Raw genomic sequence first — 24,178 nt, forward strand, 5'->3', positions numbered from 1 at the left:
TACTCCACGTACCTTCCTTGTTATTGCCCCCCACCCAAAAGTGAGGTCCGGCCTTGTTACTTCAGCCCTCACCTTTAATGGATCGGGCCGGGTCTCAGAGCTTGATTTCCACGTCAACGCCAGCAGCGAGGTCGAGCTTCATCAGAGCATCGACAGTCTGCGGGGTGGGGTCAACGATATCGAGAAGACGCTTGTGCGTCCGCATTTCGAACTGTTCACGGCTCTTCTTGTCAACGTGAGGAGAGCGGTTGACGGTAAACTTTTCGATGCGGGTGGGGAGCGGAACCGGGCCGCGAACGCTGGCGCCGGTGCGCTTTGCGGTCGACACGATTTCACGGGTAGAGGCATCGAGGATCCGGTGATCGAACGCCTTGAGGCGGATACGGATATTCTGGCCGTTCATTCGTCTTGTCCTTGTTCTTTGTTATTCGTTTCCGCACGCGGAAACACATGAACTTCTATTGATCGTGGCGCCGCAGATTTTCAAAAATCGAGAGAAATGCGCTGTCGCATCCCAATCATTTCAGTTGTCTGTATTGCTAAAACACCGCGTTTCGCAATCGCTTGCGAATCCAGCGGTGAGTGTGAGTGCGCGTTTACGCGCTTTCACCGAATTTTTCAAGCACTAAAAATGCAACGCCGCCAGGCTTTTTACCAAAAGTCCGGCGGCGGTGTTGTTCACACCGCCGCCAGTCAGAATTTCAAAGGTCGAAATTACTCGACGATCGAGGCAACGATGCCTGCGCCGACGGTACGGCCGCCTTCGCGGATAGCGAAGCGCAGCTTTTCTTCCATCGCGATCGGAACGATCAGCTCGACGTCAACGGTGACGTTGTCGCCAGGCATAACCATTTCCGTGCCTTCCGGAAGCGTAACGATGCCCGTTACGTCCGTCGTGCGGAAGTAGAACTGCGGACGGTAGTTCGTAAAGAACGGCGTATGACGGCCGCCTTCTTCCTTCGTCAGGATGTAGGCTTCAGCCTTGAACTTCTTGTGCGGCTTGACCGAACCCGGCTTGCACAGGATCTGACCACGCTCGACGCCGTCACGGTTAACACCGCGAACGAGAGCACCGATGTTGTCGCCGGCCTGGCCCTGGTCGAGCAGCTTGCGGAACATTTCAACGCCGGTAACAGTCGTCTTCGAGGTCGGACGGATGCCGACGATTTCGACTTCTTCACCAACCTTGACGATACCGCGCTCAACGCGACCCGTCACAACCGTACCACGGCCGGAGATCGAGAACACGTCTTCGATCGGCATCAGGAACGGCTGGTCGATCGGACGCTCAGGCGTCGGGATGTAGGCGTCAACCGCAGCCATCAGCTCGCGGATCGCGTCTTCACCGATCTTCTTGTCGGAATCTTCAAGAGCGGCAAGAGCCGAACCCTTGATGATCGGGATATCATCGCCCGGGAAGTCGTAGGACGACAGAAGTTCGCGAACTTCAAGCTCGACGAGCTCGAGAAGCTCGGCGTCGTCAACCTGGTCGACCTTGTTGAGGAACACGACGATTGCCGGAACGCCAACCTGACGGGCAAGCAGGATGTGCTCGCGGGTCTGCGGCATCGGGCCGTCGGCAGCCGAGCAAACCAGGATCGCGCCGTCCATCTGGGCAGCACCGGTGATCATGTTCTTCACGTAGTCGGCGTGGCCGGGGCAGTCGACGTGCGCGTAGTGACGGGCAGGCGTTTCGTATTCAACGTGTGCCGTCGAAATCGTGATACCACGGGCCTTTTCTTCAGGCGCGGCGTCGATCTGGTCATACGCCTTGAATTCGCCGAAGAACTTCGTGATCGCTGCCGTCAGCGACGTCTTGCCATGGTCAACGTGACCGATCGTGCCAATGTTGACGTGCGGCTTATTGCGCTCAAACTTGCTCTTTGCCATTAGTGGCTCTCCATTCTTGTCCCTTGACGGGAATAATCTTCAAAATTCGGTGGGGCGTACCCCGATCACTTCTGACCGGAGTACTTAGCCTGGATTTCCTGCGCCACGTTCGACGGAACCGGCGAATAGTGGTCGAACGTCATCGAGTACTGTGCACGGCCTTGGCTCATGGAGCGCAGGTTGTCGACGTACTTGAACATGTTCGCAAGCGGAACATGCGCGTTGATGACGACGGCGATACCACGGCTTTCCTGGCCCTGGATCTGACCACGACGGGAGTTCAGGTCGCCGATAACGTCACCGACATAGTCTTCCGGCGTTACGACTTCGACCTTCATCATCGGCTCGAGAAGCTGTGCGCCAGCCTTCTTCGCTGCTTCACGGAAGCAGGCACGCGATGCGATTTCGAAGGCGAGAACCGACGAGTCAACATCGTGGAATGCACCGTCGACCAGCGTCGCCTTGACGCCGAGCATCGGGAAGCCAGCCAGCGGACCGGAAGACAGAACGCTTTCGATACCCTTCTGAACGCCCGGGATGTATTCCTTCGGAACAGCACCGCCGACGATCTTGGACTCGAACTTGAAGTCTTCGCCTTCGGGGTTCGGTTCGAAGATGATCTTGACGCGCGCGAACTGACCGGTACCACCGGACTGCTTCTTGTGCGTGTAGTCTTCTTCGTGCTGACGCGTGATGGTTTCGCGGTAGGCAACCTGCGGAGCGCCGACGGTTGCTTCAACCTTGAACTCGCGACGCATACGGTCAACGAGAATGTCGAGGTGAAGTTCGCCCATGCCCGCGATGATCGTCTGACCGGATTCTTCATCCGTCTTGACGCGGAACGAAGGATCTTCAGCAGCCAGACGGTTGAGCGCGAGGCCCATCTTTTCCTGGTCGCCCTTGGTCTTCGGCTCGATCGCGATCTGGATGACCGGCTCGGGGAATTCCATGCGCTCGAGGATAACCGGCTTCAGCGGATCGCAGAGCGTATCGCCAGTGGTGGTTTCCTTGAGGCCAGCCAGAGCAACGATGTCGCCGGCAAAGGCTTCTTCGATGTCTTCACGGCTGTTGGAGTGCATCTGCAGCATACGGCCGACGCGCTCGCGCTTGTCCTTGACCGTGTTGATGACGGACGTACCCTTTTCGAGCTTGCCCGAGTAGATACGTGCAAAGGTCAGCGAACCGACGAAGGGGTCGTTCATGATCTTGAACGCGAGCATGGAAAGCGGCTCGCTGTCGTCGGCATGACGCTCGATTTCGGCTTCGGTCTTGAAGTCGATACCCTTGATCGCCGGAATGTCCAGCGGAGAAGGCAGATAGTCGACAACAGCGTCGAGAAGCGGCTGAACGCCCTTGTTCTTGAACGCGGTACCGCAGAACATCGGGTGGAACTTCACGTCGATGGTGCCGCGGCGAACGAGCGCACGGATCTTGTCGTTGTCGGGCATGATGCCGTTCAGGTAGTCTTCCATCGCTTCTTCGTCGATCTCGACAACGGTCTCAATCAGCTTTTCGCGATATTCGTCAGCCTTGGCCTTCATGTCTTCCGGGATTTCGACGACGTCCCACTGAGCGCCGAGCGATTCGTCGCGCCAGATGAGTGCGTTCATCTCGATCAGGTCGATAACGCCCTTGAACTCGGTCTCAGCGCCGATCGGCAGCTGCATGACAACGGCGATGGCGCCGAGACGGGTCTTGATCATTTCTACCGAGCGGTAGAAGTCAGCACCGGTCTTGTCCATCTTGTTGCAGAAGATCATGCGCGGAACATGATACTTCTCGGCCTGACGCCAGACGGTTTCCGTCTGCGGCTCAACACCGGCGTTGGCATCGAGCAGCGCGATGGCGCCGTCGAGAACGCGCAGCGAACGCTCGACTTCAATGGTGAAGTCGACGTGGCCGGGGGTGTCGATGATGTTGAAGCGGCGCATCTTGCCGTCGCGACCCTTCCAGAAGGTCGTGGTGGCAGCGGAGGTGATGGTGATACCACGCTCCTGCTCCTGCTCCATCCAGTCCATCGTGGCAGCGCCATCGTGAACTTCGCCGATCTTGTGCGACTTACCGGTGTAATAAAGGATACGCTCGGTGGTCGTCGTCTTGCCGGCGTCGATATGCGCCATGATACCGAAATTGCGGTAGTCTTCGATTTTATATTCGCGAGCCATAATGGACTGCCTTTCGATATGCGACCGGTTAAGATTACCAGCGGTAATGCGAGAATGCGCGGTTGGCGTCGGCCATCTTGTGCGTGTCTTCGCGCTTCTTGACAGCGGAACCGCGGTTGTTCGCAGCGTCCATGAGTTCGCCGGAAAGGCGATCGACCATGGTCGTTTCGTTGCGCTTGCGGGCAGCCGTGATCAGCCAGCGGATAGCGAGGGCCTGACGGCGCTCGGGACGAACGTCGACGGGAACCTGATACGTGGCACCACCAACGCGGCGCGAACGCACTTCAACGTGCGGAGCAACGTTGTCGAGGGCGGAGTGGAACACGCCGAGCGGCTCCTGCTTCGTCTTGCCCTGAACGACGTCGAACGCGCCGTAAACGATGCTTTCTGCGACCGACTTCTTGCCGTGAAGCATGATGGCGTTCATGAACTTGGTGACGACCAGATCGCCGAACTTCGGGTCCGGGTTGATCTCACGCTTTTCTGCACTATGGCGACGGGACATATTCTTTGTCTCTCAATGTTATTGACGCTAAACCACGCGGAGAACCTCGCGCAGCGCCGGAATTTGTTGAAACCCGAATTACTTCGGACGCTTCGCACCGTACTTGGAGCGGCGCTGCTTGCGGTTCTTGACGCCCTGGGTATCGAGAACACCGCGGATGATGTGGTAACGCACGCCCGGCAAGTCCTTTACGCGGCCGCCGCGGATCATGACCACGGAGTGTTCCTGAAGGTTGTGACCTTCGCCCGGAATGTAGCCGATGACTTCGAAGCCGTTGGTGAGGCGGATCTTGGCAACCTTACGCAGAGCCGAGTTCGGCTTCTTCGGGGTCGTCGTGTAAACGCGGGTGCAAACACCACGCTTCTGCGGGTTTTCCTGAAGAGCAGGAACCTTGTTGCGCTTTACCTGTGCCTGGCGAGGCTTGCGGATCAGCTGGTTTACGGTAGGCATATAACCATCCCTTGCAAAAACTACTTTAGCCACCCTCACGGGTGGCGGCTATGCCGTTGCCGGCGACGATGCACGCATATATCCTCATGCGCAAAACGTGGCCCGATCCGTTTTCACGGATGGACCACCAAGAGCAGAGGACACCGGATGAGGCGTCTTGCGTGCAACATTCGTGTCTTCTACGTGCAATGGAGACCCGTTTGAGATGATGTTCGGGAAAAAGGTTACCGAACGGCCAGCACCCACAGAGGCTCCGATGGCGGGCGTACTACTGTTTTAGCCAGCTTTCGTCAAGGGTGAATCCACATTTTGCGCCGCCACCCATGGCCGCAAAGCCCACGTCCGGGCCATTTCCAACCCGCTTTAACATAAGTCGGCACGGAAGGCAGCGATTTTGACCTCCGCGCTTTGGCTTTTCATAAAATCCGTCTATTGATTCCCCATGGCGGGCCGGAGCGGCTTCGCCATGGGCGGGACCGATTCCCTCGGCCCGCATCACAGCAACGACAGATCAAGGAACCGCGTCATGAGCACCCTCCCCGACAACGACAACGGACGCGACGAGCCGATGGTCTTCATCGTCATCGGCAAGGCCTATGAGACCGACAATTCCGAGGGCATCGACATCCACGTCATCCTGCGGGCGCCGGACGACGATACCGCCGTGCGCGAAACGCTGAATGCCCTTTCCGAGGAAGGTTTCATCGAAGCCGATCTCGACCAGATCGGCATGCTGACCGAAATCCCCGATGAAGAGCCGCACGCCTCCGCCTATCAGGGCGCGCTCGAAGGCGAAGTCGCCATCATCCGTTTTGCCTGAGGCGCAGGTCCGTGGCGGTAAGACGTGTCGTCGCCAACATCGCAACGCCCGATCCCGCTCGGGCTCAGGCGTTCTATGGCGATATTCTCGGCATGACCGTCGCCATGGACCACGGCTGGATACTGACCTATGCCAGTCCGCTCGAAGCCAGGGCGCAGGTCAGCTTCGCAAGCGAAGGCGGCTCCGGCACGGCAGTGCCGGACCTTTCCATCGAGGTCGATAATTTCGAAGAGGTCCACGAAAGAATCCTGAAAGCGGGCTTGCCGATCGACTATGGCCCGGTTACCGAGGCCTGGGGCGTGCGCCGGCTGTTTCTGCGCGATCCCTTTGGCAAATTGGTCAATATATTAAGTCACTCATAGATTATATACTTTGAATACAATAGTATTATTTGATTATACGTTGAACAATACCGGAATATGATGTTTAAATACACCCGACGCAAGATTCCAGTGACGGGTTGAATACTATATTGTCGGCAGACATTATCGATGACATTTATGAGGCAGCGCTTTTCCCCGATCGTTGGGCACAGGTCATTGCCGCCATCGGCCACCGGCTGGATTTCTGGGGTGGCGCCCTTACCTGGGGCAAGGGTGAAGAAGAAGCCTGGCTTTACACGCCCAATTTCCAGGAGCTGATGCAGGCCTTCATGGATGGCGGCTGGAACCGCCGAAACGACCGCCTGACCCGCGCAATCCGTGAGGGGCAATTTTCCTTCGTGCAGGATTTCGATGTCTTTACCCATGATGAATGGGCGGGACTGCCGATCGTGCGCGATTTCCTCATGCCGCGCGGCCTGGGATATGGCGCGGCCACCCAGGTTGCCCCGCCCGACCATCCGGCAATGACGGTACTTTTCGAACGCAAGCTCGATAGCGGCGTCATCGGGCCGGAAACCATGGCGGCGCTGGGCCGGCTGAGGCCGCATATTGCCCGCAGCCTCACGCTGGCAACCCGCTTGCAGCGGCAGAAAGCCGATGCCATGACGCTTGGGCTGAACGCCATTGGCGCGCCGGCGGCGGTGCTTCAGGCGAGCGGCCGTGTGCTTTCGGCAAACGACATGTTTCTCTCCCTCAGGAAATGTATTTCCACCCGCGCCCACGACAGGCTCGTGATCTCCGACGAAAGAGTGAACCGACTGCTCTATAAGGCGCTTGCCGGGCATAATATCGGCTCGTTCCCCCTGCCGACCGGCGAAGACCGCTCCTGCATCCTGCACGTCATACCGTTGCGCAGGAACGCGCTGGATCTGTCCCCGAAAGGCTGCGCCATCGTGCTGATATCGCAACCCATGGGCACCGTCGCCGACGCGACCTCACTGCTGAAGGGGCTTTACGACCTCACCAGAGGCGAGGCCCGTGTGGCGCTGGAAATCATGAAGGGGCTTTCGCTTCCCGCCGTGGCGAAGCAGTTGCAGATTTCCCACGAAACGGTGCGCAGCAACGCCAAGTCGATCTACGCGAAGACCGGCAGCACCGGCCAGACCGATCTCGTTCGCCGGCTCTCCGTCCTGACCCGTTATAACATCCGCGAACAGGGCTGACCCCGCCGCACGTGGCTGGAGACACCGGCCGACCGCAAAAGCGACAGCCCCTATTCCGCACAAACAAAAACGCCCGGATTGCTCCGGGCGTTTTGTTCTGAACTTTGGCGGGGCTTCGCAAAGCCCCTGCCCTTCCCGCCTTATTCGGCGGCCGGAGCCTGGTCCGTCATGTCCTGCAGCATCTGGTTCGCGGAACCTGCACCGGTGCCCTTGCGGCGTTCCTCGAGAATGAGGTCGTCGCGCGAGGTGGCGATGCGGCGGATCTGCGTCATGGTGCCGCCGGTACCGGCCGGGATGAGACGGCCGACGATGACGTTTTCCTTGAGGCCCTGCAGCGTGTCCGTCTTGCCGGCGATCGCAGCTTCCGTGAGAACCTTGGTGGTTTCCTGGAAGGATGCGGCCGAGATGAAGGATGGCGTCTGCAGCGAAGCCTTGGTGATACCAAGCAGAACAGGATCGCCGTAAGCCGGCTTCTTGCCCTCTTCGATCAGACGGTCATTCATGTCGTCCAGCTCGATACGGTCGACATTGTCGCCGACGATATACTGGCTGTCACCAGCATCGGTGATCTCGACCTTCTGCAGCATCTGGCGAACGATCACCTCGATGTGCTTGTCGTTGATCACAACGCCCTGCAGTCGGTAGACTTCCTGGATTTCGTTCACGAGGTAGGAAGCCAGAGCCTCCACGCCCTTGATCGCCAGAATGTCGTGCGGCGCCGGGTTACCGTCGAGGATGTATTCACCCTTTTCGATATAGTCGCCTTCCTGAAGGTGGAAGGGCTTGCCCTTCGGGATCAGGTATTCGACCGGCTCGACGCCGTCTTCCGCAGGCTCGATCATCACGCGACGCTTGTTCTTGTAGTCGCGGCCGAGGCGGATCGTACCATCGATCTCGGCGATGATGGCGTGGTCCTTCGGACGACGGGCTTCGAACAGTTCGGCAACGCGCGGCAGACCGCCGGTGATGTCCTTCGTCTTGGCGCTTTCCAGCGGCGAACGTGCAAGCACGTCACCCTGGGAGACCTTCGCACCCGGCTCGACCGACAGGATGGCGTCGACCGACAGCTGGAAGCGGGCTTCGCCACCACGGGCAAGCTTCGCAACCGCACCGGAAGCGTCCTTGATGACGATAGCAGGCTTGAGGTCAGAACCGCGCGGCGTCGAACGCCAGTCAATGACCTGACGCTTGGTGATGCCGGTGGATTCGTCGGTCGCTTCCAGAACGGAGAGACCATCGACGAGGTCTTCGAAGTGAACGGTACCTTCCACTTCCGTCATCATCGGACGGGTGTAGGGGTCCCACTCTGCAAGACGCTGACCGCGCTTAACCTTGTCGCCATCGTCCACGAAGATCTTCGAACCGTAGGCCACACGCTGCGTGGAACGTTCCGCGCCGCGCTCATCGAGGATCGTAACGGACATGTTACGGCCCATGGCGATGAGAACGCCTTCGGAGTTCCGCAGGATGTTGCGGTTCTTGATCTGGATCGTGCCTTCATACGAGGCTTCGAGGAACGACTGGTCGACCACGTTTGCCGTACCGCCAAGGTGGAACGTACGCATGGTGAGCTGCGTGCCCGGTTCACCGATAGACTGTGCGGCGATGACGCCGACGGCTTCGCCCATGTTGACAGGCGTACCGCGTGCAAGGTCGCGACCGTAGCAGACGCCGCAGACGCCGATCTGCACTTCGCAGGTAAGCGCCGAGCGGATGCGGACGGACTGGATGCCGGCCTTTTCGATGGTCGCAACGTCGGCTTCGTCGATCAGCGTTCCAGCCTTGACGATGTTCTCGCCGGTGACCGGATTGTCGATGTCATCCAGAGCCGTACGGCCGAGGATACGCGCGCCGAGCGAGGCAACGACCTGACCGGCATCGACGATGGCGGTCATGGTGAGGCCCTTGTCGGTGCCGCAATCCCTGGAGTTGACGATGCAATCCTGCGCGACGTCGACGAGACGACGGGTCAGGTAACCCGAGTTCGCCGTCTTCAGGGCGGTGTCTGCCAGACCCTTACGGGCACCGTGGGTCGAGTTGAAGTACTCGTTAACGGTCAGGCCTTCCTTGAAGTTCGAGATGATCGGCGTCTCGATGATTTCACCCGACGGCTTCGCCATCAGGCCGCGCATGCCGCCCAGCTGACGCATCTGGTTCGGAGAACCACGAGCACCCGAGTGGGACATCATGTAGATGGAGTTCATCGGCTTCTGGCGGCCCGTTTCCGGATCGAACTCGACAGCCTTGATGCGTGCCATCATTTCTTCGGCGACCTTTTCGGTTGCCTTGCCCCAGGCGTCGACAACCTTGTTGTACTTTTCGCCCTGGGTGATGAGACCATCATTATACTGCTGTTCGTATTCCTTCACGAGAGCTTCGGTGTCGCCGACGATCTTCACCTTGCTGTCCGGAATGACCATGTCGTCCTTGCCGAACGAAATGCCGGCGCGGCAGGCATGGGCAAAGCCGAGCTGCATGATGCGGTCGCAGAAGATGACCGTGTCTTTCTGGCCGCAATGGCGGTAGACCGTGTCGATCATCTTGGAGATGTTCTTCTTGGTCATTTCCTGGTTGCAGACGTCGAAAGGCACGTTGACGTTCTTCGGCAGAAGTTCGCCAATCAGCATACGGCCAGGGGTCGTCTCATGGATCTTCGAAACCGGCTTGCCATCGGCATCCACGGTCTTGAAGCGGCCGCGGATCTTGGCATGCAGCGTCACGACCTTGTTTTCAAGTGCGTGATGCAGCTCACCGATATCCGAGAAGGCCATGCCTTCGCCCGGCTCGTTCTGGTTCATGATCGACAGGTAGTAAAGGCCGAGAACCATGTCCTGCGACGGAACGATGATCGGGTGGCCGTTTGCCGGATGCAGGATGTTGTTGGTCGACATCATCAGCACGCGTGCTTCCAGCTGGGCTTCCAGCGAAAGCGGCACGTGAACAGCCATCTGGTCCCCGTCGAAGTCGGCGTTGAAGGCCGTGCAGACGAGCGGATGCAGCTGGATCGCCTTGCCTTCGACCAGCATGGGTTCGAAAGCCTGGATACCCAGACGGTGCAGCGTCGGTGCGCGGTTCAGGAGAACCGGATGCTCGCGGATGACCTCGTCGAGGATATCCCAGACTTCCGGCTTTTCCTTTTCAACCAGCTTCTTGGCCTGCTTGACGGTCGAGGAATAACCCTTGGCGTCGAGGCGGGCGTAGATGAACGGCTTGAACAGTTCGAGCGCCATCTTCTTCGGCAGGCCGCACTGGTGCAGCTTCAGTTCCGGACCGGTCACGATGACCGAACGACCGGAATAGTCGACGCGCTTGCCGAGAAGGTTCTGGCGGAAGCGGCCCTGCTTGCCCTTGAGCATGTCGGAGAGCGACTTCAGCGGACGCTTGTTAGCACCCGTGATGACGCGGCCGCGACGGCCGTTGTCGAACAGCGCATCGACGGATTCCTGCAACATACGCTTTTCGTTGCGGATGATGATGCCAGGCGCACGAAGCTCGATCAGGCGCTTCAGACGGTTGTTACGGTTGATGACGCGGCGATAGAGATCGTTAAGGTCGGACGTCGCGAAACGGCCGCCATCCAGCGGAACCAGCGGACGCAGGTCCGGCGGAATGACCGGAACGACCTTCATGATCATCCATTCAGGACGGTTGCCCGACTCCATGAAGTTCTCGACGATCTTCAGGCGCTTCATCAGCTTCTTCTGCTTGAGATCAGACGTGGTCTCAGCAAGTTCGGCACGCAGGTCGCCGGCGATCTTTTCGAGGTTCATCGAAGCCAGCATCTCGTAGATGGCTTCAGCGCCGATCATGGCGGTGAACTGATCTTCGCCGAACTCGTCAACGGCGATCATGTACTCTTCTTCGGACAGAAGCTGGTTCTGCTTCAGCGAAGTGAGGCCAGGCTCGGTGACGATGTAGTTCTCGAAATAAAGAACGCGTTCGACATCCTTCAGCGTCATGTCGAGCAGGGTCGAGATACGCGAGGGAAGCGACTTCAGGAACCAGATGTGGGCAACCGGCGCTGCGAGCTCGATGTGGCCCATGCGCTCACGGCGAACGCGCGACAGCGTGACTTCGACGCCGCACTTTTCGCAGATGATGCCCTTGTACTTCATGCGCTTGTACTTGCCGCACAGGCACTCGTAGTCCTTGATCGGTCCGAAGATACGCGCGCAGAAGAGACCGTCGCGTTCCGGCTTGAACGTACGGTAGTTGATGGTTTCCGGCTTCTTGATCTCGCCGTAGGACCACGACAGGATTTTTTCCGGCGAAGCAATCGAAATCCGGATGGAATCGAAATGCTGCGCAGGCACCTGAGGATTGAAAAGATTCATGACCTCTTGGTTCATGCCTTGTCTCCTTGAGAGGCTAGCTGCTGCCCCTGTTTGCATCCGGACCGGCTTCTTCCCGGGTCACCGTCCAGAGCTTTAAATACGGATTAACCGCATAATGCGGCGAAAGTGTCCCGAACCGGCCAATACCGTTCGGGAAACCGGCAGGCGCCCTTGAAGGCGCCCGCCTCTATCGTCTTATTCCGCCGCGTCGGGCAGTTGGTCTTCGGGCTGGTTCTCGATCTTCGAGTTTTCCAGTTCGACCGAAAGACCGAGCGACCGCATTTCCTTGACGAGAACGTTGAAGCTCTCCGGAATACCGGCTTCGAAGGTGTCGTCGCCACGGACGATCGCTTCGTAAACCTTGGTGCGGCCCGCCACGTCGTCCGACTTGACGGTGAGCATTTCCTGCAGCGTGTAAGCCGCACCGTATGCTTCCAGAGCCCAGACTTCCATTTCCCCGAAGCGCTGTCCGCCGAACTGCGCCTTGCCGCCCAGCGGCTGCTGGGTAACGAGCGAGTAAGGACCGATCGAGCGAGCATGGATCTTGTCGTCGACAAGGTGGTTCAGCTTGATCATGTACATGTAGCCGACGGTGACCTTGCGGTCGAACGGCTCACCGGTACGACCGTCGTAAAGGACGGACTGACCGGATTCATGCAGACCTGCCTTCTTCAGCATCGCGGCAACGTCAGGCTCATGCGCACCGTCGAAAACCGGGGTCGCGATGGAAACACCGCGCTTGGCTTCTTCGGCAAGCTTGACCAGCGAGTCGTCATCGAAACGCTGAACCTCGTCATTGGCTTCAGACGCGTAGATTTCCGTCAACTCGCTGCGAAGCTCGCTGATGTCCATCGTCTTGCGATACTCTTCGAGCATCTCGCCGATCTTCTTGCCCATGCCTGCGCATGCCCATGCGAGGTGGGTTTCGAGGATCTGGCCGACGTTCATGCGCGAAGGCACGCCGAGCGGGTTCAAGCAGATGTCGACATGCGTGCCGTCTTCGAGGAACGGCATGTCCTCGACCGGAACGATACGCGAGACGACGCCCTTGTTACCGTGACGGCCGGCCATCTTGTCGCCCGGCTGGATCTTGCGCTTAACGGCAACGAAGACCTTGACCATCTTCATGACGCCCGGAGGCATTTCATCGCCGCGCTGGACCTTTTCGACCTTGTCCATGAAGCGCTGTTCAAGGCGCGACTTGGATTCGTCGTACTGGCCACGAAGCGCTTCCAGCTCGGACTGAGCCTTTTCGTCTTCGACTGCGAACATCCACCACTGCGAGCGGGGATATTCGGAAACGACGGCGTTGGAAAGCTCGACGCCCTTCTTGAAGCCCTTCGGACCGGCGATGGAAACGTGGCCACGCAGCATGTCGATCAGACGGCCGTAGACGTTACGGTCGAGGATCGCCTGCTCGTCGTCGCGGTCCTTCGCCAGACGCTCGATCTCTTCGCGCTCGATAGCCATCGCGCGCTCGTCCTTCTCCACACCGTGACGGTTGAAGACGCGAACTTCCACGACCGTACCGAACGTGCCCGGAGGCATGCGCATGGAGGTGTCGCGAACGTCGGAAGCCTTTTCACCGAAGATGGCGCGCAGAAGCTTTTCTTCCGGCGTCATCGGGCTTTCGCCCTTCGGCGTGATCTTGCCGACGAGGATGTCGCCCGGCTGAACTTCCGCACCGATGTAAACGATACCGGCTTCGTCGAGGTTCTTCAGCGCTTCTTCCGAAACGTTCGGAATGTCGCGCGTGATTTCTTCCGGACCAAGCTTCGTGTCGCGCGCCATCACTTCGAATTCTTCGATGTGGATGGAGGTGAACACGTCGTCGGAAACGATACGCTCCGACATCAGGATCGAGTCTTCGTAGTTGTAGCCGTTCCAGGGCATGAACGCGACGAGCGCGTTGCGGCCGAGAGCCAGATCGCCGAGGTCGGTCGACGGACCGTCCGCGATGATATCGCCCTTGGAGATGTTGTCGCCGACGGAAACCAGCGGACGCTGGTTGACGCAGGTGTTCTGGTTTGAACGCTGGAACTTCTGCAGACGGTAGATGTCAACACCGGACTTGCCGGCATCGAGGTCTTCTGTGGCGCGGATAACGATACGGGTCGCATCCACCTGATCGACCACACCGCCACGACGGGCTGCAATGGCAGCGCCGGAGTCACGGGCAACGATCGGCTCCATGCCGGTACCGACGAACGGTGCCTCGGCGCGCAGAAGCGGAACGGCCTGACGCTGCATGTTCGAGCCCATGAGAGCGCGGTTGGCGTCGTCGTTTTCCAGGAACGGAATGAGAGCCGCTGCGACCGAAACGAGCTGCTTCGGCGAAACGTCCATCAGGTTGATGTTGTCGCGCGGTGCGAGCATAACTTCGCCCGAGTGACGGCAGACGACGAACTCTTCCGAGAACGAACCGTCTTCATTGAGCGGCGCGTTGGCCTGCGCGACGTAATACTTGGCCTCTTCCATGGCGGAGAGGTAGATCACGTCGTTGGTCACCTTGCCGTCGACGATCTTGCGGTACGGGCTTTCGATGAAGCCGTACTTGTTGACGCGGGCGAAGGTTGCAAGCGAGTTGATCAGACCGATGTTCGGGCCTTCCGGCGTTTCGATCGGGCAAATACGGCCGTAATGGGTCGGGTGAACGTCGCGGACTTCGAAGCCGGCGCGCTCGCGGGTCAGACCGCCCGGTCCAAGAGCCGAAAGACGGCGCTTGTGGGTGATTTCCGAAAGCGGGTTCACCTGGTCCATGAACTGCGACAGCTGCGAGGAACCGAAGAATTCGCGAACGGCGGCGGCTGCCGGCTTCGCGTTGATCAGGTCCTGCGGCATCACGGTGTCGATTTCGATCGAGGACATACGTTCCTTGATCGCACGTTCCATGCGCAGAAGGCCCAGACGATACTGGTTTTCCATCAGTTCGCCGACAGAACGGACACGGCGGTTGCCGAGGTTGTCGATGTCGTCGATTTCGCCCTTGCCGTCGCGCAGTTCGACCAGCATCTTGACGACGGCGAGGATGTCTTCCTTGCGCAGCGTGCGCACGGTGTCTTCCGCATCGAGGTCGAGGCGCATGTTCATCTTGACGCGGCCGACGGCCGACAGGTCGTAACGCTCTGCATCGAAGAACAGCGAGTTGAACATCGCTTCCGCCGATTCCATGGTCGGCGGCTCACCCGGACGCATGACGCGGTAGATGTCGAACAGGGCTTCCTGACGGTTCTCGTTCTTGTCCGCAGACAGCGTGTTGCGGATATAGGCGCCAACATTGACGTGGTCGATGTTGAGGACCGGAATCTCGTCGAAGCCGGACTGCAGGATGAGACCGAGGGTCTTCTCGTCGATTTCGTCGCCGGCTTCGAGATAGATTTCACCCGTCTCGTAGTTGACGATGTCTTCGGCCAGATAGTTGCCGTAGAGGTCTTCGTCGGTTGCCTTCAGCGCCTTCAGGCCCTTCTCCGTCAGCTGACGGATCAGGCGCGGGGTCAGCTTCTTGCCACCTTCGACAACGACTTCACCGGTATCGGCGTCGATCATGTCGGTGATGACCTTGGCGTTCTTCAGCGTCTCGGGCTGGAACGGAATGCGCCAGCCGTCGCCGTCGCGCTCATAGGAAGCCTTGGTATAGAAGGTCGACAGAATATCTTCGCCATCCATGCCAAGCGCCATCAGCAGCGAGGTCACGGGGATCTTGCGGCGACGGTCGATACGCGCATAGACGATGTCCTTGGCGTCGAACTCGATGTCGAGCCAGGAACCGCGATACGGGATGACGCGGGCAGCGAAGAGCAGCTTGCCGGAAGAATGGCTCTTGCCCTTGTCGTGATCGAAGAACACGCCCGGCGAACGGTGCATCTGCGAAACGATGACGCGCTCGGTGCCGTTGACGATGAACGTACCGTTATTGGTCATGAGCGGCATGTCGCCCATGTAGACGGACTGTTCCTTGATGTCCTTGATGGACTTCGCGCCCGTATCTTCATCGATATCGAACACGATGAGGCGCAGCGTCACTTTCAGCGGCGCAGCATAGGTCAGATCGCGCTGACGGCATTCCTCGACGTCGAACTTCGGCGCTTCGAATTCGTAGGACACGAATTCAAGCATGGATGCGCCGGAAAAATCGGTGATCGGGAATACGGACTTGAATACCGCATTCAATCCCTCGTCGGGACGGCCACCCTTGGGCTCGTCAACCATGAGAAACTGGTCGTACGAAGCCTTCTGAACCTCGATGAGGTTCGGCATTTCCGCTACTTCTGGAATTTTGCCGAAAAACTTGCGTACGCGCCTGCGACCGTTAAACGAAAGGGTCTGAGCCATCGTCGCTCCTTTAAAATTGCATCCGGGCCTGCAACGGACGGGAACCGATGGCCAGTCGATCCCGTCAAGCAATGGGTATCATCAATCTCGTTCCACATCCCGGATCGATCAGGCCGGATTGCCTAGATGAGCCGGTTCGGAACCATTCTCTTGAAGAACCCATTACCCAAAAGCCATTTTCACGCGGCTTTTGGGTAATGAGTTTTAAAAACGATGACGACGGAAAGGGGCATGAAGCCCCTTCCCGCCAGCAATCGCAAGATTACTTAACGTCAACCTTGGCGCCTGCGTCCTCAAGCTTCTTCTTGAGATCAGCAGCTTCAGCCTTGGAAACGGCTTCCTTGACCGGCTTCGGAGCGCCTTCAACGAGGTCCTTGGCTTCCTTGAGGCCGAGGCCGGTGATGCCGCGAACTTCCTTGATGACGTTGATCTTGTTGGCGCCAGCGTCAACCAGGATAACGTCGAACTCGGTCTTTTCTTCTTCCGGAGCAGCAGCAGCAGCAGCGCCGCCAGCAGCAGCAACGGCTACCGGAGCAGCAGCGGAAACGCCCCACTTTTCTTCGAGAAGCTTGGACAGTTCTGCAGCTTCCAGAACGGTCAGCGAGGAGAGGTCTTCTACGATCTTTGCGAGATCAGCCATTTTGATAGTTCCTTTTGTTCAGTTCGAACCAGTTTGAATATTTACAGCGAAAAACCGCCTTAAGCGGCTTCGTCCTTCTTGGCGTAAGCCGAGAACACCCGTGCCAGCTGGCTTGCAGGTGCGGCGACAACCGTAGCGACGCGAGTTGCCGGGGCGTTGAGAAGGCCCAGCAGCTTTGCGCGCAGCTCGTCCAGCGAAGGCAGGGTCGCAAGCGACTTGACTGCTTCGGCGTTGAGCGTGGTTGCACCCATGGCGCCACCGAGAACAACGACCTTGTCGTTGGTCTTGGCGAAATCCATGACGACTTTCGGAGCGATCATCGGGTCGACGCTGTATGCAATCAGCGTCTGGCCCTTGAAGAGATCTGTCATCCCTTCCGACTCCGTGCCCTGAAGAGCGATCTTGGCCAGGCGGTTCTTCGCGACCTTGACGGTGCCTCCGGCAGCGCGCATCTTCGAACGGAAGTCGTTCATCTGCGCAACGGTGACACCAGCATAGTGGGCCACGACAACCGAACCGGAAGCCTTGAAGACTTCGTTCAGCTCCGTGACGAATTCGCGTTTTTCCGCTCTTTCCACTGTCTGTCTCCAGTAGACGGGAACACAACATGTGAACCCGTCGGGTTTGCCTTTGCCCCAAGGGACCTTTTTACAAAGATCCCGAGCGACGCTCGAGGATCCTGTCCCCCGCTCTGTCGCCGCAAACGGCTTCAGGCACAGGCACACCAGGTTCGAACCGGACAGTCAGGCATCCACGATGCCTCAAATCCAGCCTCACCCGTCTCATGCAGGTTGAATGATTAAGGCCAGTTCCCGAAAGACATGGCCACCCGCAATCTCGGACAGGAGTTCCGGGTTTCCCCGGAAATCTCCGGCTCCTGGGAGCCGGAAATTCTTTTATTCACACTTCCCTTGGGAAGCGCGAGAATTGATTAAGCCGTAACCGACGAAGGGTCGATCTTGACGCCCGGACCCATGGTCGAGGAAATCGCGACGCGCTTGACGTAGTTGCCCTTGGCACCGGTCGGCTTTGCCTTGATGACGGCATCGGCAAAAGCCTTGATGTTTTCTTCAAGAGCCTTGGCGTCGAACGAAGCCTTGCCAACGCCAGCGTGTACGATACCGGCCTTTTCGACGCGGAACTCGACAGCGCCGCCCTTGGACGCCTTGACGGCGCCGGCAACATCCATCGTCACCGTACCGACCTTCGGGTTCGGCATCATGCCACGCGGGCCGAGTACCTTGCCGAGACGGCCGACGAGCGGCATCATGTCCGGGGTCGCGATGCAACGATCGAAGTCGATCTTGCCGCCCTGAACGATTTCAACCAGTTCTTCTGCACCAACAACGTCAGCGCCAGCAGCCGTGGCTTCATCAGCCTTGGCGCCACGGGCGAAGACGGCGACGCGAACGTCACGGCCGGTGCCGTTCGGCAGGTTGACAACGCCACGAACCATCTGGTCCGCATGGCGCGGGTCAACGCCGAGGTTCATCGAAACTTCAACGGTTTCGTCGAACTTGGCAACTGCACGTTCCTTGACCATCGAAATGGCGTCGGTGAGGACGTAGAGCTTGTTCGGATCCACGCCTTCGCGGATCTTCTGAATGCGCTTTGCTACCTTGGCCATGATCAACCTACCACTTCCAGGCCCATGGCGCGGGCAGAGCCCTCAACCATTGCCATTGCGCCTTCGATGTCGGCTGCGTTCAGATCCTTCATCTTGGCTTCAGCGATCGTCTTGACCTGAGCCTTGGTGATGGAGCCGACCTTGGCGCCCTTGCCAGGCGTCTTGGAACCGGAGGTGATCTTTGCTTCCTTCTTCAGCCAGTAGGTCATCGGCGGCTGCTTCATGACGAAGGTGAAGGACTTGTCCTGGTAATAGGTGATGACGACCGGGATCGGCATACCCTTTTCCATTTCCTGCGTGGCGGCATTGAACGCCTTGCAGAATTCCATGATGTTAATGCCACGCTGACCAAGTGCCGGACCGATCGGCGGGGACGGATTGGCCGCCCCGGCCTTTACCTGCAACTTGAGCTGGCCTGCAACTTTCTTAGCCATATCTCTCTGCCTTTCAATTCAAACCGGTTGCCCGGCTTCTCTTAAGCCGGATTGCTCCGGCGGCTGCGGTTGCGTGGTGCGGCGCCCTGCCCCGGCTTAAAGAGCCAGTTAGCCTTCCACGCGCTTGGGGCTTCGCCCCGCCAATCAGACCTTTTCGACCTGATTGTATTCCAGCTCGACCGGCGTAGCGCGGCCGAAAATCGACACTTCCACCTTCAGGCGCGAACGCTCTTCGTCGACATCCTGAACCACGCCGTTGAACGACGCGAACGGACCGTCGGAAACGCGAACCTGCTCGCCGATCTCGAACGAAACCGAAGACTTCGGACGCTCGACACCTTCCTGAACCTGACCGAGGATACGCTCGGCTTCATAATCGGGAATCGGAACAGGCTTGCTGTCCGAACCGAGGAAACCGGTAACCTTCGGCGTGTTCTTGATGAGGTGATAGGCCTCATCCGTCAGGTTGGCGCGCACCAGCACGTAACCTGGAAAAAACTTGCGCTCGCTGTCGACCTTGCGGCCGCGACGCACCTCGACCACCTTTTCGGTCGGCACGAGGATTTTCTCGAAAAGATGATCCAGACCCTTCTGACGGGCCTTTTCCTCGATCGACTCGGCGACCTTCTTTTCGAAATTCGAATATGCGTGAACGATATACCAGCGCGCTGCCATTTTTATTCTCCGTTCGATCCTTCCACCGGGCCTTTGACCGCGCCGTTACCGGCCTACGTTCAGCACCAGGCTGAGCAGCCAGCCGATGAGCTGATCCGCAGCAAAGAAGAACAGAGCCGCAAAAATGACCATCACCAGCACCATAGCCGTCGAAATCATGGTCTCGCGGCGCGACGGCCAAGTGATTTTTGACGCTTCGGCGCGAACCTGCTGCAGAAACGTAAACGGATTGGTTTTGGATGCCATTGACTGCCCACGCAATTACGGCGCGTAAAGCCGATACTGATCAGCCCCACGCACCGCGTGTCTGTTTTGACCCTACATAAACACCGATTCCCATTTTAACAAGAGGAAATCGACATTCCGCGAAATTCGCCGGAAATCCGGCACCCATCTGCCATGCAGCGAGGACCCGCGCTTGCGAATGGAAAGTGGCAGGGGCAGAGGGGCTCGAACCCCCGACCTGCGGTTTTGGAGACCGCCGCTCTACCAACTGAGCTATACCCCTTGATCACCTGAACCGGCCGCGAAATCGCTTGGCCAATTCGGTATGCGCTCCTTTAAGGTGCAGGGAAAAGAATGGCAAGTGTGTTTTTTGTTTTTTCACATTGTCTGGCAAAATACCCCGGCACACGCGCCCACGGGGTACATCGTTCAATTCGCTGATCTTCCCCGCATTTCACAGGAACGCCCATGAGCATCTATCTCGTCCGTCACGGCCAGACCGAATTCAACGCCGTTCGCCGCTGGCAGGGTCAGGTCGATTCGCCGCTGACGGAACTGGGGCGACAACAGGCGATACGCATGGGCCGCAGGCTCGCCGCGCTGATCGAAACCGATGAAGTCCATATTTTCTCCAGCCCGCTCGGCAGGGCGAGACAAACCTGTGAGATCGTCGCAGGCGAAATCGGCATGATCGACGGCATCACCCTCGATCCCGGCCTGATGGAGATCGGCATGGGCGTATGGGATGGCATGACGGATTACGAGATCGATTATGAATATCCCGGCATGCGCGACGGGTTGGATCGATACGAATGGTTCTTCCACGCGCCGGGCGGTGAGACGTTCGAAAAAATGACAAGCCGGGTGGCCCGCAGCCTGGAGACCATTCAGCAGAGACAGGCTCGCGATGCGATCGTCATCTGCCACGGCATCACCAGCCGCCTGTTGCGCGGCGTCTATGCAAACCTTCCAAAGGAGGAAGCATTGCGCCTTGATGTGCCGCAGGACGCATTCTTCCATCTCAAGGATGGCGACATCGTCCGCATCGACTGCTGAGCCCCTTCAGGCAATAAAAAACCCCGCTGTCTCCAGCGGGGTTTTCTCAAATCCCTTGCGGGTTTGAAATTACTCGACGATCGAGGCAACGATGCCTGCACCGACGGTACGGCCGCCTTCGCGGATAGCGAAGCGCAGCTTTTCTTCCATCGCGATCGGAACGATCAGCTCGACGTCAACGGTCACGTTGTCGCCAGGCATAACCATTTCCGTGCCTTCCGGAAGCGTAACGATGCCCGTTACGTCCGTCGTGCGGAAGTAGAACTGCGGACGGTAGTTCGTGAAGAACGGCGTATGACGGCCGCCTTCTTCCTTCGTCAGGATGTAGGCTTCGGCCTTGAACTTCTTGTGCGGCTTGACCGAACCCGGCTTGCACAGGATCTGACCACGCTCGACGCCGTCACGGTTAACACCGCGAACGAGAGCACCGATGTTGTCGCCGGCCTGGCCCTGGTCGAGCAGCTTGCGGAACATTTCAACGCCGGTAACAGTCGTCTTCGAGGTCGGACGGATGCCGACGATTTCGACTTCTTCGCCAACCTTGACGATACCGCGCTCAACGCGACCCGTCACAACCGTACCACGGCCCGAGATCGAGAACACGTCTTCGATCGGCATCAGGAACGGCTGGTCGATCGGACGCTCAGGCGTCGGGATGTAGGCGTCAACCGCAGCCATCAGCTCGCGGATCGCGTCTTCACCGATCTTCTTGTCAGAATCTTCAAGAGCGGCAAGAGCCGAACCCTTGATGATCGGGATATCGTCGCCCGGGAAGTCGTAGGACGACAGAAGTTCGCGAACTTCAAGCTCGACGAGCTCGAGAAGCTCGGCGTCGTCAACCTGGTCGACCTTGTTGAGGAACACGACGATTGCCGGAACGCCAACCTGACGGGCAAGCAGGATGTGCTCGCGGGTCTGCGGCATCGGGCCGTCGGCAGCCGAGCAAACCAGGATCGCGCCGTCCATCTGGGCAGCACCGGTGATCATGTTCTTCACGTAGTCGGCGTGGCCGGGGCAGTCGACGTGCGCGTAGTGACGGGCAGGCGTTTCGTATTCAACGTGTGCCGTCGAAATCGTGATACCACGGGCCTTTTCTTCAGGCGCGGCGTCGATCTGGTCATACGCCTTGAATTCGCCGAAGAACTTCGTGATCGCTGCCGTCAGCGACGTCTTGCCATGGTCAACGTGACCGATCGTGCCAATGTTGACGTGCGGCTTATTGCGCTCAAACTTGCTCTTTGCCATGTGAATTGCTTCCTGTGAACGTGAAGTAGTTTCCCCGGCGTACCGGTTTGGTGTCGCCGTTTAAGGCTTTGTAAGCGAATGCGCAAGACTTAATTGTGAAAGCGTCTTCGCGCGCGCCCTAAGCGTGCCTTGAGGCCCGTATATGGTATCTGATTTGCGACATTCAAACCCTCGCGAGCGCGAGGCGGGCATCCGCCCGACGGCCCCCTCCTCCGGAATGGCCGATCACTAAATAAGATATTTCTATCACAACTTCTTTACCTGCACCGGCATGATGGCTTAAGGACATTTCATCGCCGGGGGGAGACGGGCGACTGGAATCCGGCGCGGGCGCGCCATCCCAAGCCATATCTCGATCCGTCGCCTCCCTCGCGACCTCTCTATCCGTTTCAGGACCATCCCATGGAAATCTTCACAGCCGCCGGTTTCACGGCATTCTTACAGGTCATCGCAATCGACCTCGTGCTGGCGGGCGACAACGCCATCGTCATCGGCCTTGCCGCCGCCGGTCTGCCCGCTCACCTTCGCCGCAAGGCGATCCTGGTCGGCATCATCGCCGCCACGGTTCTGCGCATCGGCTTTGCCGCCGTCACCGTGCAGCTTCTCGCCATTGTCGGCCTGCAATTGTTCGGCGGCCTGCTGCTCGCCTGGGTGTGCTGGAAGATGTGGGTCGAGCTGCGCGAAGCCGCAGGCTCCATCGAAGACGAGGTGACGGACGAAGAGGCCGACCTGACCAAGGGTCACAAGACCTTCTTCCAGGCCGCGACCCAGATCGTCATCGCCGACGTCTCCATGTCGCTCGATAACGTCCTTGCCGTCGCCGGCGCCGCACAGGAACATGTGACGGTGCTCATCATCGGCCTCGTCGTTTCGATTGCGCTCATGGGTCTTGCCGCCAACTTCGTCGCCAAGCTGCTGCACCGCTACCGCTGGATTTCCTATCTCGGCCTGATGGTCATCATCTATGTCGCCCTCAACATGCTGTATCACGGCACCCTCGAGGTTCTGCCCTATCTCCAGCCCTATCTGAGCTGAAACGACCAGCAGACACGCTTCTCCAGAAGGCCCGGAAACGCCAGTTTCCGGGCCTTTTTTCATGGCCTGCGCCCGTTAGGTCTCCTCATCCTCTTTGCCGTCGCAGGACAGGAAGAATCAACCGTCGCGCTTGCTGCAACATCGGGAGAAGACAGGGAAATCGTGAATTTTCGCCGATGGATTCTGACAATTGAGGTCAGCCACGGGCAAGCCTAGGGAGCTAGGCAATAAGTCATAATAATAAAAAGAAAGGTAAAGCTGCCAATGGCTTATGACTGGAGCGGCGGTCGCACCCGCCGCCTTCGCAGGGTGAGGCTCGGTGTTGTCGCCAGCTCTCTTATCCTGCTGGCGCTTCTTGCGTCGCTCGTTCTTGGCTGAACGCGCCGCGCGCGCACTCCCACGCTGACCGGCGGCATGGCAAGGTTTTCAAAAAACCGCCCTGCCGCCGCTCCTTTGAGGCAAAGCTCCCGACGGTCAGGATTTCTTCGCTTCCACGCAATGAACCGGCTTTTTCATCTCCGGATCCGCCATCAGATCGTAAAGATCCGCCTCCTCGCCCTTCGACCACCAGACATAAATGCCGCCCTGATATTTGGCGCCCGACCCGGAAATGACATTTGCGGCAACGGTGACGCCATCCTTCAGCCCCAGCCGTACGAGGCTGATCTCACCGGCATTGAAATAGACGGCCTCCACCTTATCAGTGGCGCATTGATAGACGGTCTCCACCTTTTCGACCGTCGTGTCTTTCGGAAGCGGAATCACCAGCTCTTCAGCCATGGCGCCAGTAGCGACCGACATGGAGAAAGCTGCAAGGCATGTCGCGGCAACGGATTTTTTCATGATGACCCTTTCCTGATTTCACCGAACCATAAGGTCACGCCAGTGAAGCCGAAATGGGGCGGCCGCCTCTCACCATAGCAAATTTTCGGGAATATCGGCCTCCCAGGCGCAAGGCAGCTTTATCGCCGCACAGGCCCTGCGGCGCTATCGTTCAGGCCGGCAAGCTGTGGCAAAACCTATCGAAAAAGCCAATAAACGACGCCAAGGATCACCGTCCACATCAGCAGCGATATGGCCAGCACGGTGAGATAGTTTCGAAATCGTCTGGTCATCCGCCCACATTGCCGGCGAGCCGTCATCGGACAGCCGCAGCCGTTGAATTGCTGGATGCGGATCGAGCCGCAGGGTCAAGTCTT

General features: G+C 58.6%; 20 protein-coding genes and 1 tRNA gene. 5 read left to right on the forward strand and 16 right to left on the reverse strand.

Annotated elements, in window-relative coordinates; all coding sequences use genetic code 11:
- Positions 1 to 94 precede the first annotated feature (94 nt).
- The 5 genes from rpsJ to rpsL form a co-directional block, all read right to left on the reverse strand.
- Positions 95 to 403 (reverse strand): 30S ribosomal protein S10, encoded by a 309-nt coding sequence (gene rpsJ, locus O3W47_RS11680; protein ID WP_003507767.1) that lies wholly within the window; start codon positions 401 to 403, stop codon positions 95 to 97.
- Positions 404 to 714: 311 nt separating this feature from the next.
- Positions 715 to 1,890: an elongation factor Tu gene (tuf, locus tag O3W47_RS11685; protein ID WP_003525183.1), complete on the reverse strand. Its 1,176-nt coding sequence runs from the start codon at positions 1,888 to 1,890 to the stop codon at positions 715 to 717.
- A 65-nt stretch (positions 1,891 to 1,955) separates the two neighbouring features.
- Positions 1,956 to 4,055 (reverse strand): elongation factor G, encoded by a 2,100-nt coding sequence (gene fusA, locus O3W47_RS11690; protein WP_003523732.1) that lies wholly within the window; start codon positions 4,053 to 4,055, stop codon positions 1,956 to 1,958.
- Positions 4,056 to 4,089: 34 nt separating this feature from the next.
- Complete coding sequence (rpsG, locus tag O3W47_RS11695; RefSeq protein WP_003507761.1) at positions 4,090 to 4,560, reverse strand: 30S ribosomal protein S7; 471 nt, start codon at positions 4,558 to 4,560, stop codon at positions 4,090 to 4,092.
- Between the two features lie 78 nt (positions 4,561 to 4,638).
- Positions 4,639 to 5,010: a 30S ribosomal protein S12 gene (gene rpsL / locus O3W47_RS11700; protein ID WP_003507760.1), complete on the reverse strand. Its 372-nt coding sequence runs from the start codon at positions 5,008 to 5,010 to the stop codon at positions 4,639 to 4,641.
- 526 nt (positions 5,011 to 5,536) lie between these two features.
- On the opposite strand from rpsL, the gene O3W47_RS11705 reads away from it, so the two are divergent.
- The 3 genes from O3W47_RS11705 to O3W47_RS11715 all read left to right on the forward strand — a co-directional run bounded on the left by O3W47_RS11705 (position 5,537) and on the right by O3W47_RS11715 (position 7,376).
- Positions 5,537 to 5,830 carry a hypothetical protein gene (locus O3W47_RS11705; protein WP_003523731.1) on the forward strand — a complete coding sequence of 98 codons (294 nt, stop codon included), beginning with the start codon at positions 5,537 to 5,539 and terminating at the stop codon, positions 5,828 to 5,830.
- A gap of 11 nt (positions 5,831 to 5,841) precedes the next feature.
- A complete protein-coding gene (locus O3W47_RS11710) occupies positions 5,842 to 6,192 on the forward strand; it encodes a VOC family protein (protein ID WP_262533109.1) in 351 nt (116 codons plus the stop codon).
- A gap of 98 nt (positions 6,193 to 6,290) precedes the next feature.
- A complete protein-coding gene (locus O3W47_RS11715; protein WP_269313819.1) occupies positions 6,291 to 7,376 on the forward strand; it encodes a helix-turn-helix transcriptional regulator in 1,086 nt (361 codons plus the stop codon).
- A 140-nt stretch (positions 7,377 to 7,516) separates the two neighbouring features.
- On the opposite strand, the gene rpoC is transcribed toward O3W47_RS11715, so the two are convergent.
- The 9 genes from rpoC to O3W47_RS11760 all read right to left on the reverse strand — a co-directional run bounded on the left by rpoC (position 7,517) and on the right by O3W47_RS11760 (position 19,926).
- Positions 7,517 to 11,725 carry a DNA-directed RNA polymerase subunit beta' gene (gene rpoC, locus O3W47_RS11720; protein ID WP_080816633.1) on the reverse strand — a complete coding sequence of 1,403 codons (4,209 nt, stop codon included), beginning with the start codon at positions 11,723 to 11,725 and terminating at the stop codon, positions 7,517 to 7,519.
- Positions 11,726 to 11,905: 180 nt separating this feature from the next.
- Positions 11,906 to 16,042 (reverse strand): DNA-directed RNA polymerase subunit beta, encoded by a 4,137-nt coding sequence (gene rpoB / locus O3W47_RS11725; RefSeq protein ID WP_003523727.1) that lies wholly within the window; start codon positions 16,040 to 16,042, stop codon positions 11,906 to 11,908.
- Between the two features lie 262 nt (positions 16,043 to 16,304).
- Entirely contained in the window at positions 16,305 to 16,682 is a 378-nt protein-coding gene (gene rplL / locus O3W47_RS11730) for a 50S ribosomal protein L7/L12 (protein ID WP_004442635.1), read from the reverse strand.
- A 59-nt stretch (positions 16,683 to 16,741) separates the two neighbouring features.
- Positions 16,742 to 17,260, reverse strand: a complete 519-nt coding sequence (gene rplJ, locus O3W47_RS11735; protein WP_003523725.1) for a 50S ribosomal protein L10 — start codon at positions 17,258 to 17,260, stop codon at positions 16,742 to 16,744.
- Between the two features lie 353 nt (positions 17,261 to 17,613).
- On the reverse strand, positions 17,614 to 18,309 hold the full coding sequence (rplA, locus tag O3W47_RS11740; RefSeq protein WP_003523724.1) for a 50S ribosomal protein L1: 696 nt from the start codon (positions 18,307 to 18,309) through the stop codon (positions 17,614 to 17,616).
- A 2-nt stretch (positions 18,310 to 18,311) separates the two neighbouring features.
- Positions 18,312 to 18,743: a 50S ribosomal protein L11 gene (gene rplK, locus O3W47_RS11745; RefSeq protein ID WP_003523723.1), complete on the reverse strand. Its 432-nt coding sequence runs from the start codon at positions 18,741 to 18,743 to the stop codon at positions 18,312 to 18,314.
- A gap of 144 nt (positions 18,744 to 18,887) precedes the next feature.
- Positions 18,888 to 19,418: a transcription termination/antitermination protein NusG gene (gene nusG, locus O3W47_RS11750; protein WP_003523721.1), complete on the reverse strand. Its 531-nt coding sequence runs from the start codon at positions 19,416 to 19,418 to the stop codon at positions 18,888 to 18,890.
- A 45-nt stretch (positions 19,419 to 19,463) separates the two neighbouring features.
- Complete coding sequence (gene secE / locus O3W47_RS11755; protein ID WP_003523719.1) at positions 19,464 to 19,664, reverse strand: preprotein translocase subunit SecE; 201 nt, start codon at positions 19,662 to 19,664, stop codon at positions 19,464 to 19,466.
- Between the two features lie 186 nt (positions 19,665 to 19,850).
- Positions 19,851 to 19,926 (reverse strand) — tRNA-Trp (locus O3W47_RS11760).
- Between the two features lie 185 nt (positions 19,927 to 20,111).
- On the opposite strand from O3W47_RS11760, the gene O3W47_RS11765 reads away from it, so the two are divergent.
- The gene (locus tag O3W47_RS11765) at positions 20,112 to 20,699 is read left to right on the forward strand and encodes a histidine phosphatase family protein (protein ID WP_174023634.1); all 588 of its coding nucleotides are present in this window, start codon (positions 20,112 to 20,114) and stop codon (positions 20,697 to 20,699) included.
- Between the two features lie 69 nt (positions 20,700 to 20,768).
- Here the strand turns inward: O3W47_RS11765 and tuf (O3W47_RS11770) are convergent, their stop codons facing one another.
- A complete protein-coding gene (tuf, locus tag O3W47_RS11770) occupies positions 20,769 to 21,944 on the reverse strand; it encodes an elongation factor Tu (protein ID WP_003525183.1) in 1,176 nt (391 codons plus the stop codon).
- Between the two features lie 402 nt (positions 21,945 to 22,346).
- Between tuf (O3W47_RS11770) and O3W47_RS11775 the strand changes: the two genes are divergently transcribed.
- Positions 22,347 to 22,979, forward strand: a complete 633-nt coding sequence (locus O3W47_RS11775) for a TerC family protein (protein WP_035263395.1) — start codon at positions 22,347 to 22,349, stop codon at positions 22,977 to 22,979.
- A gap of 474 nt (positions 22,980 to 23,453) precedes the next feature.
- On the opposite strand, the gene O3W47_RS11780 is transcribed toward O3W47_RS11775, so the two are convergent.
- Complete coding sequence (locus tag O3W47_RS11780; RefSeq protein WP_080816625.1) at positions 23,454 to 23,822, reverse strand: MliC family protein; 369 nt, start codon at positions 23,820 to 23,822, stop codon at positions 23,454 to 23,456.
- Between the last annotated feature and the right edge of the window lie 356 nt (positions 23,823 to 24,178).

Source organism: Agrobacterium sp. LMR679 (genome assembly GCF_027157905.1).
Lineage (GTDB): Bacteria > Pseudomonadota > Alphaproteobacteria > Rhizobiales > Rhizobiaceae > Agrobacterium > Agrobacterium leguminum.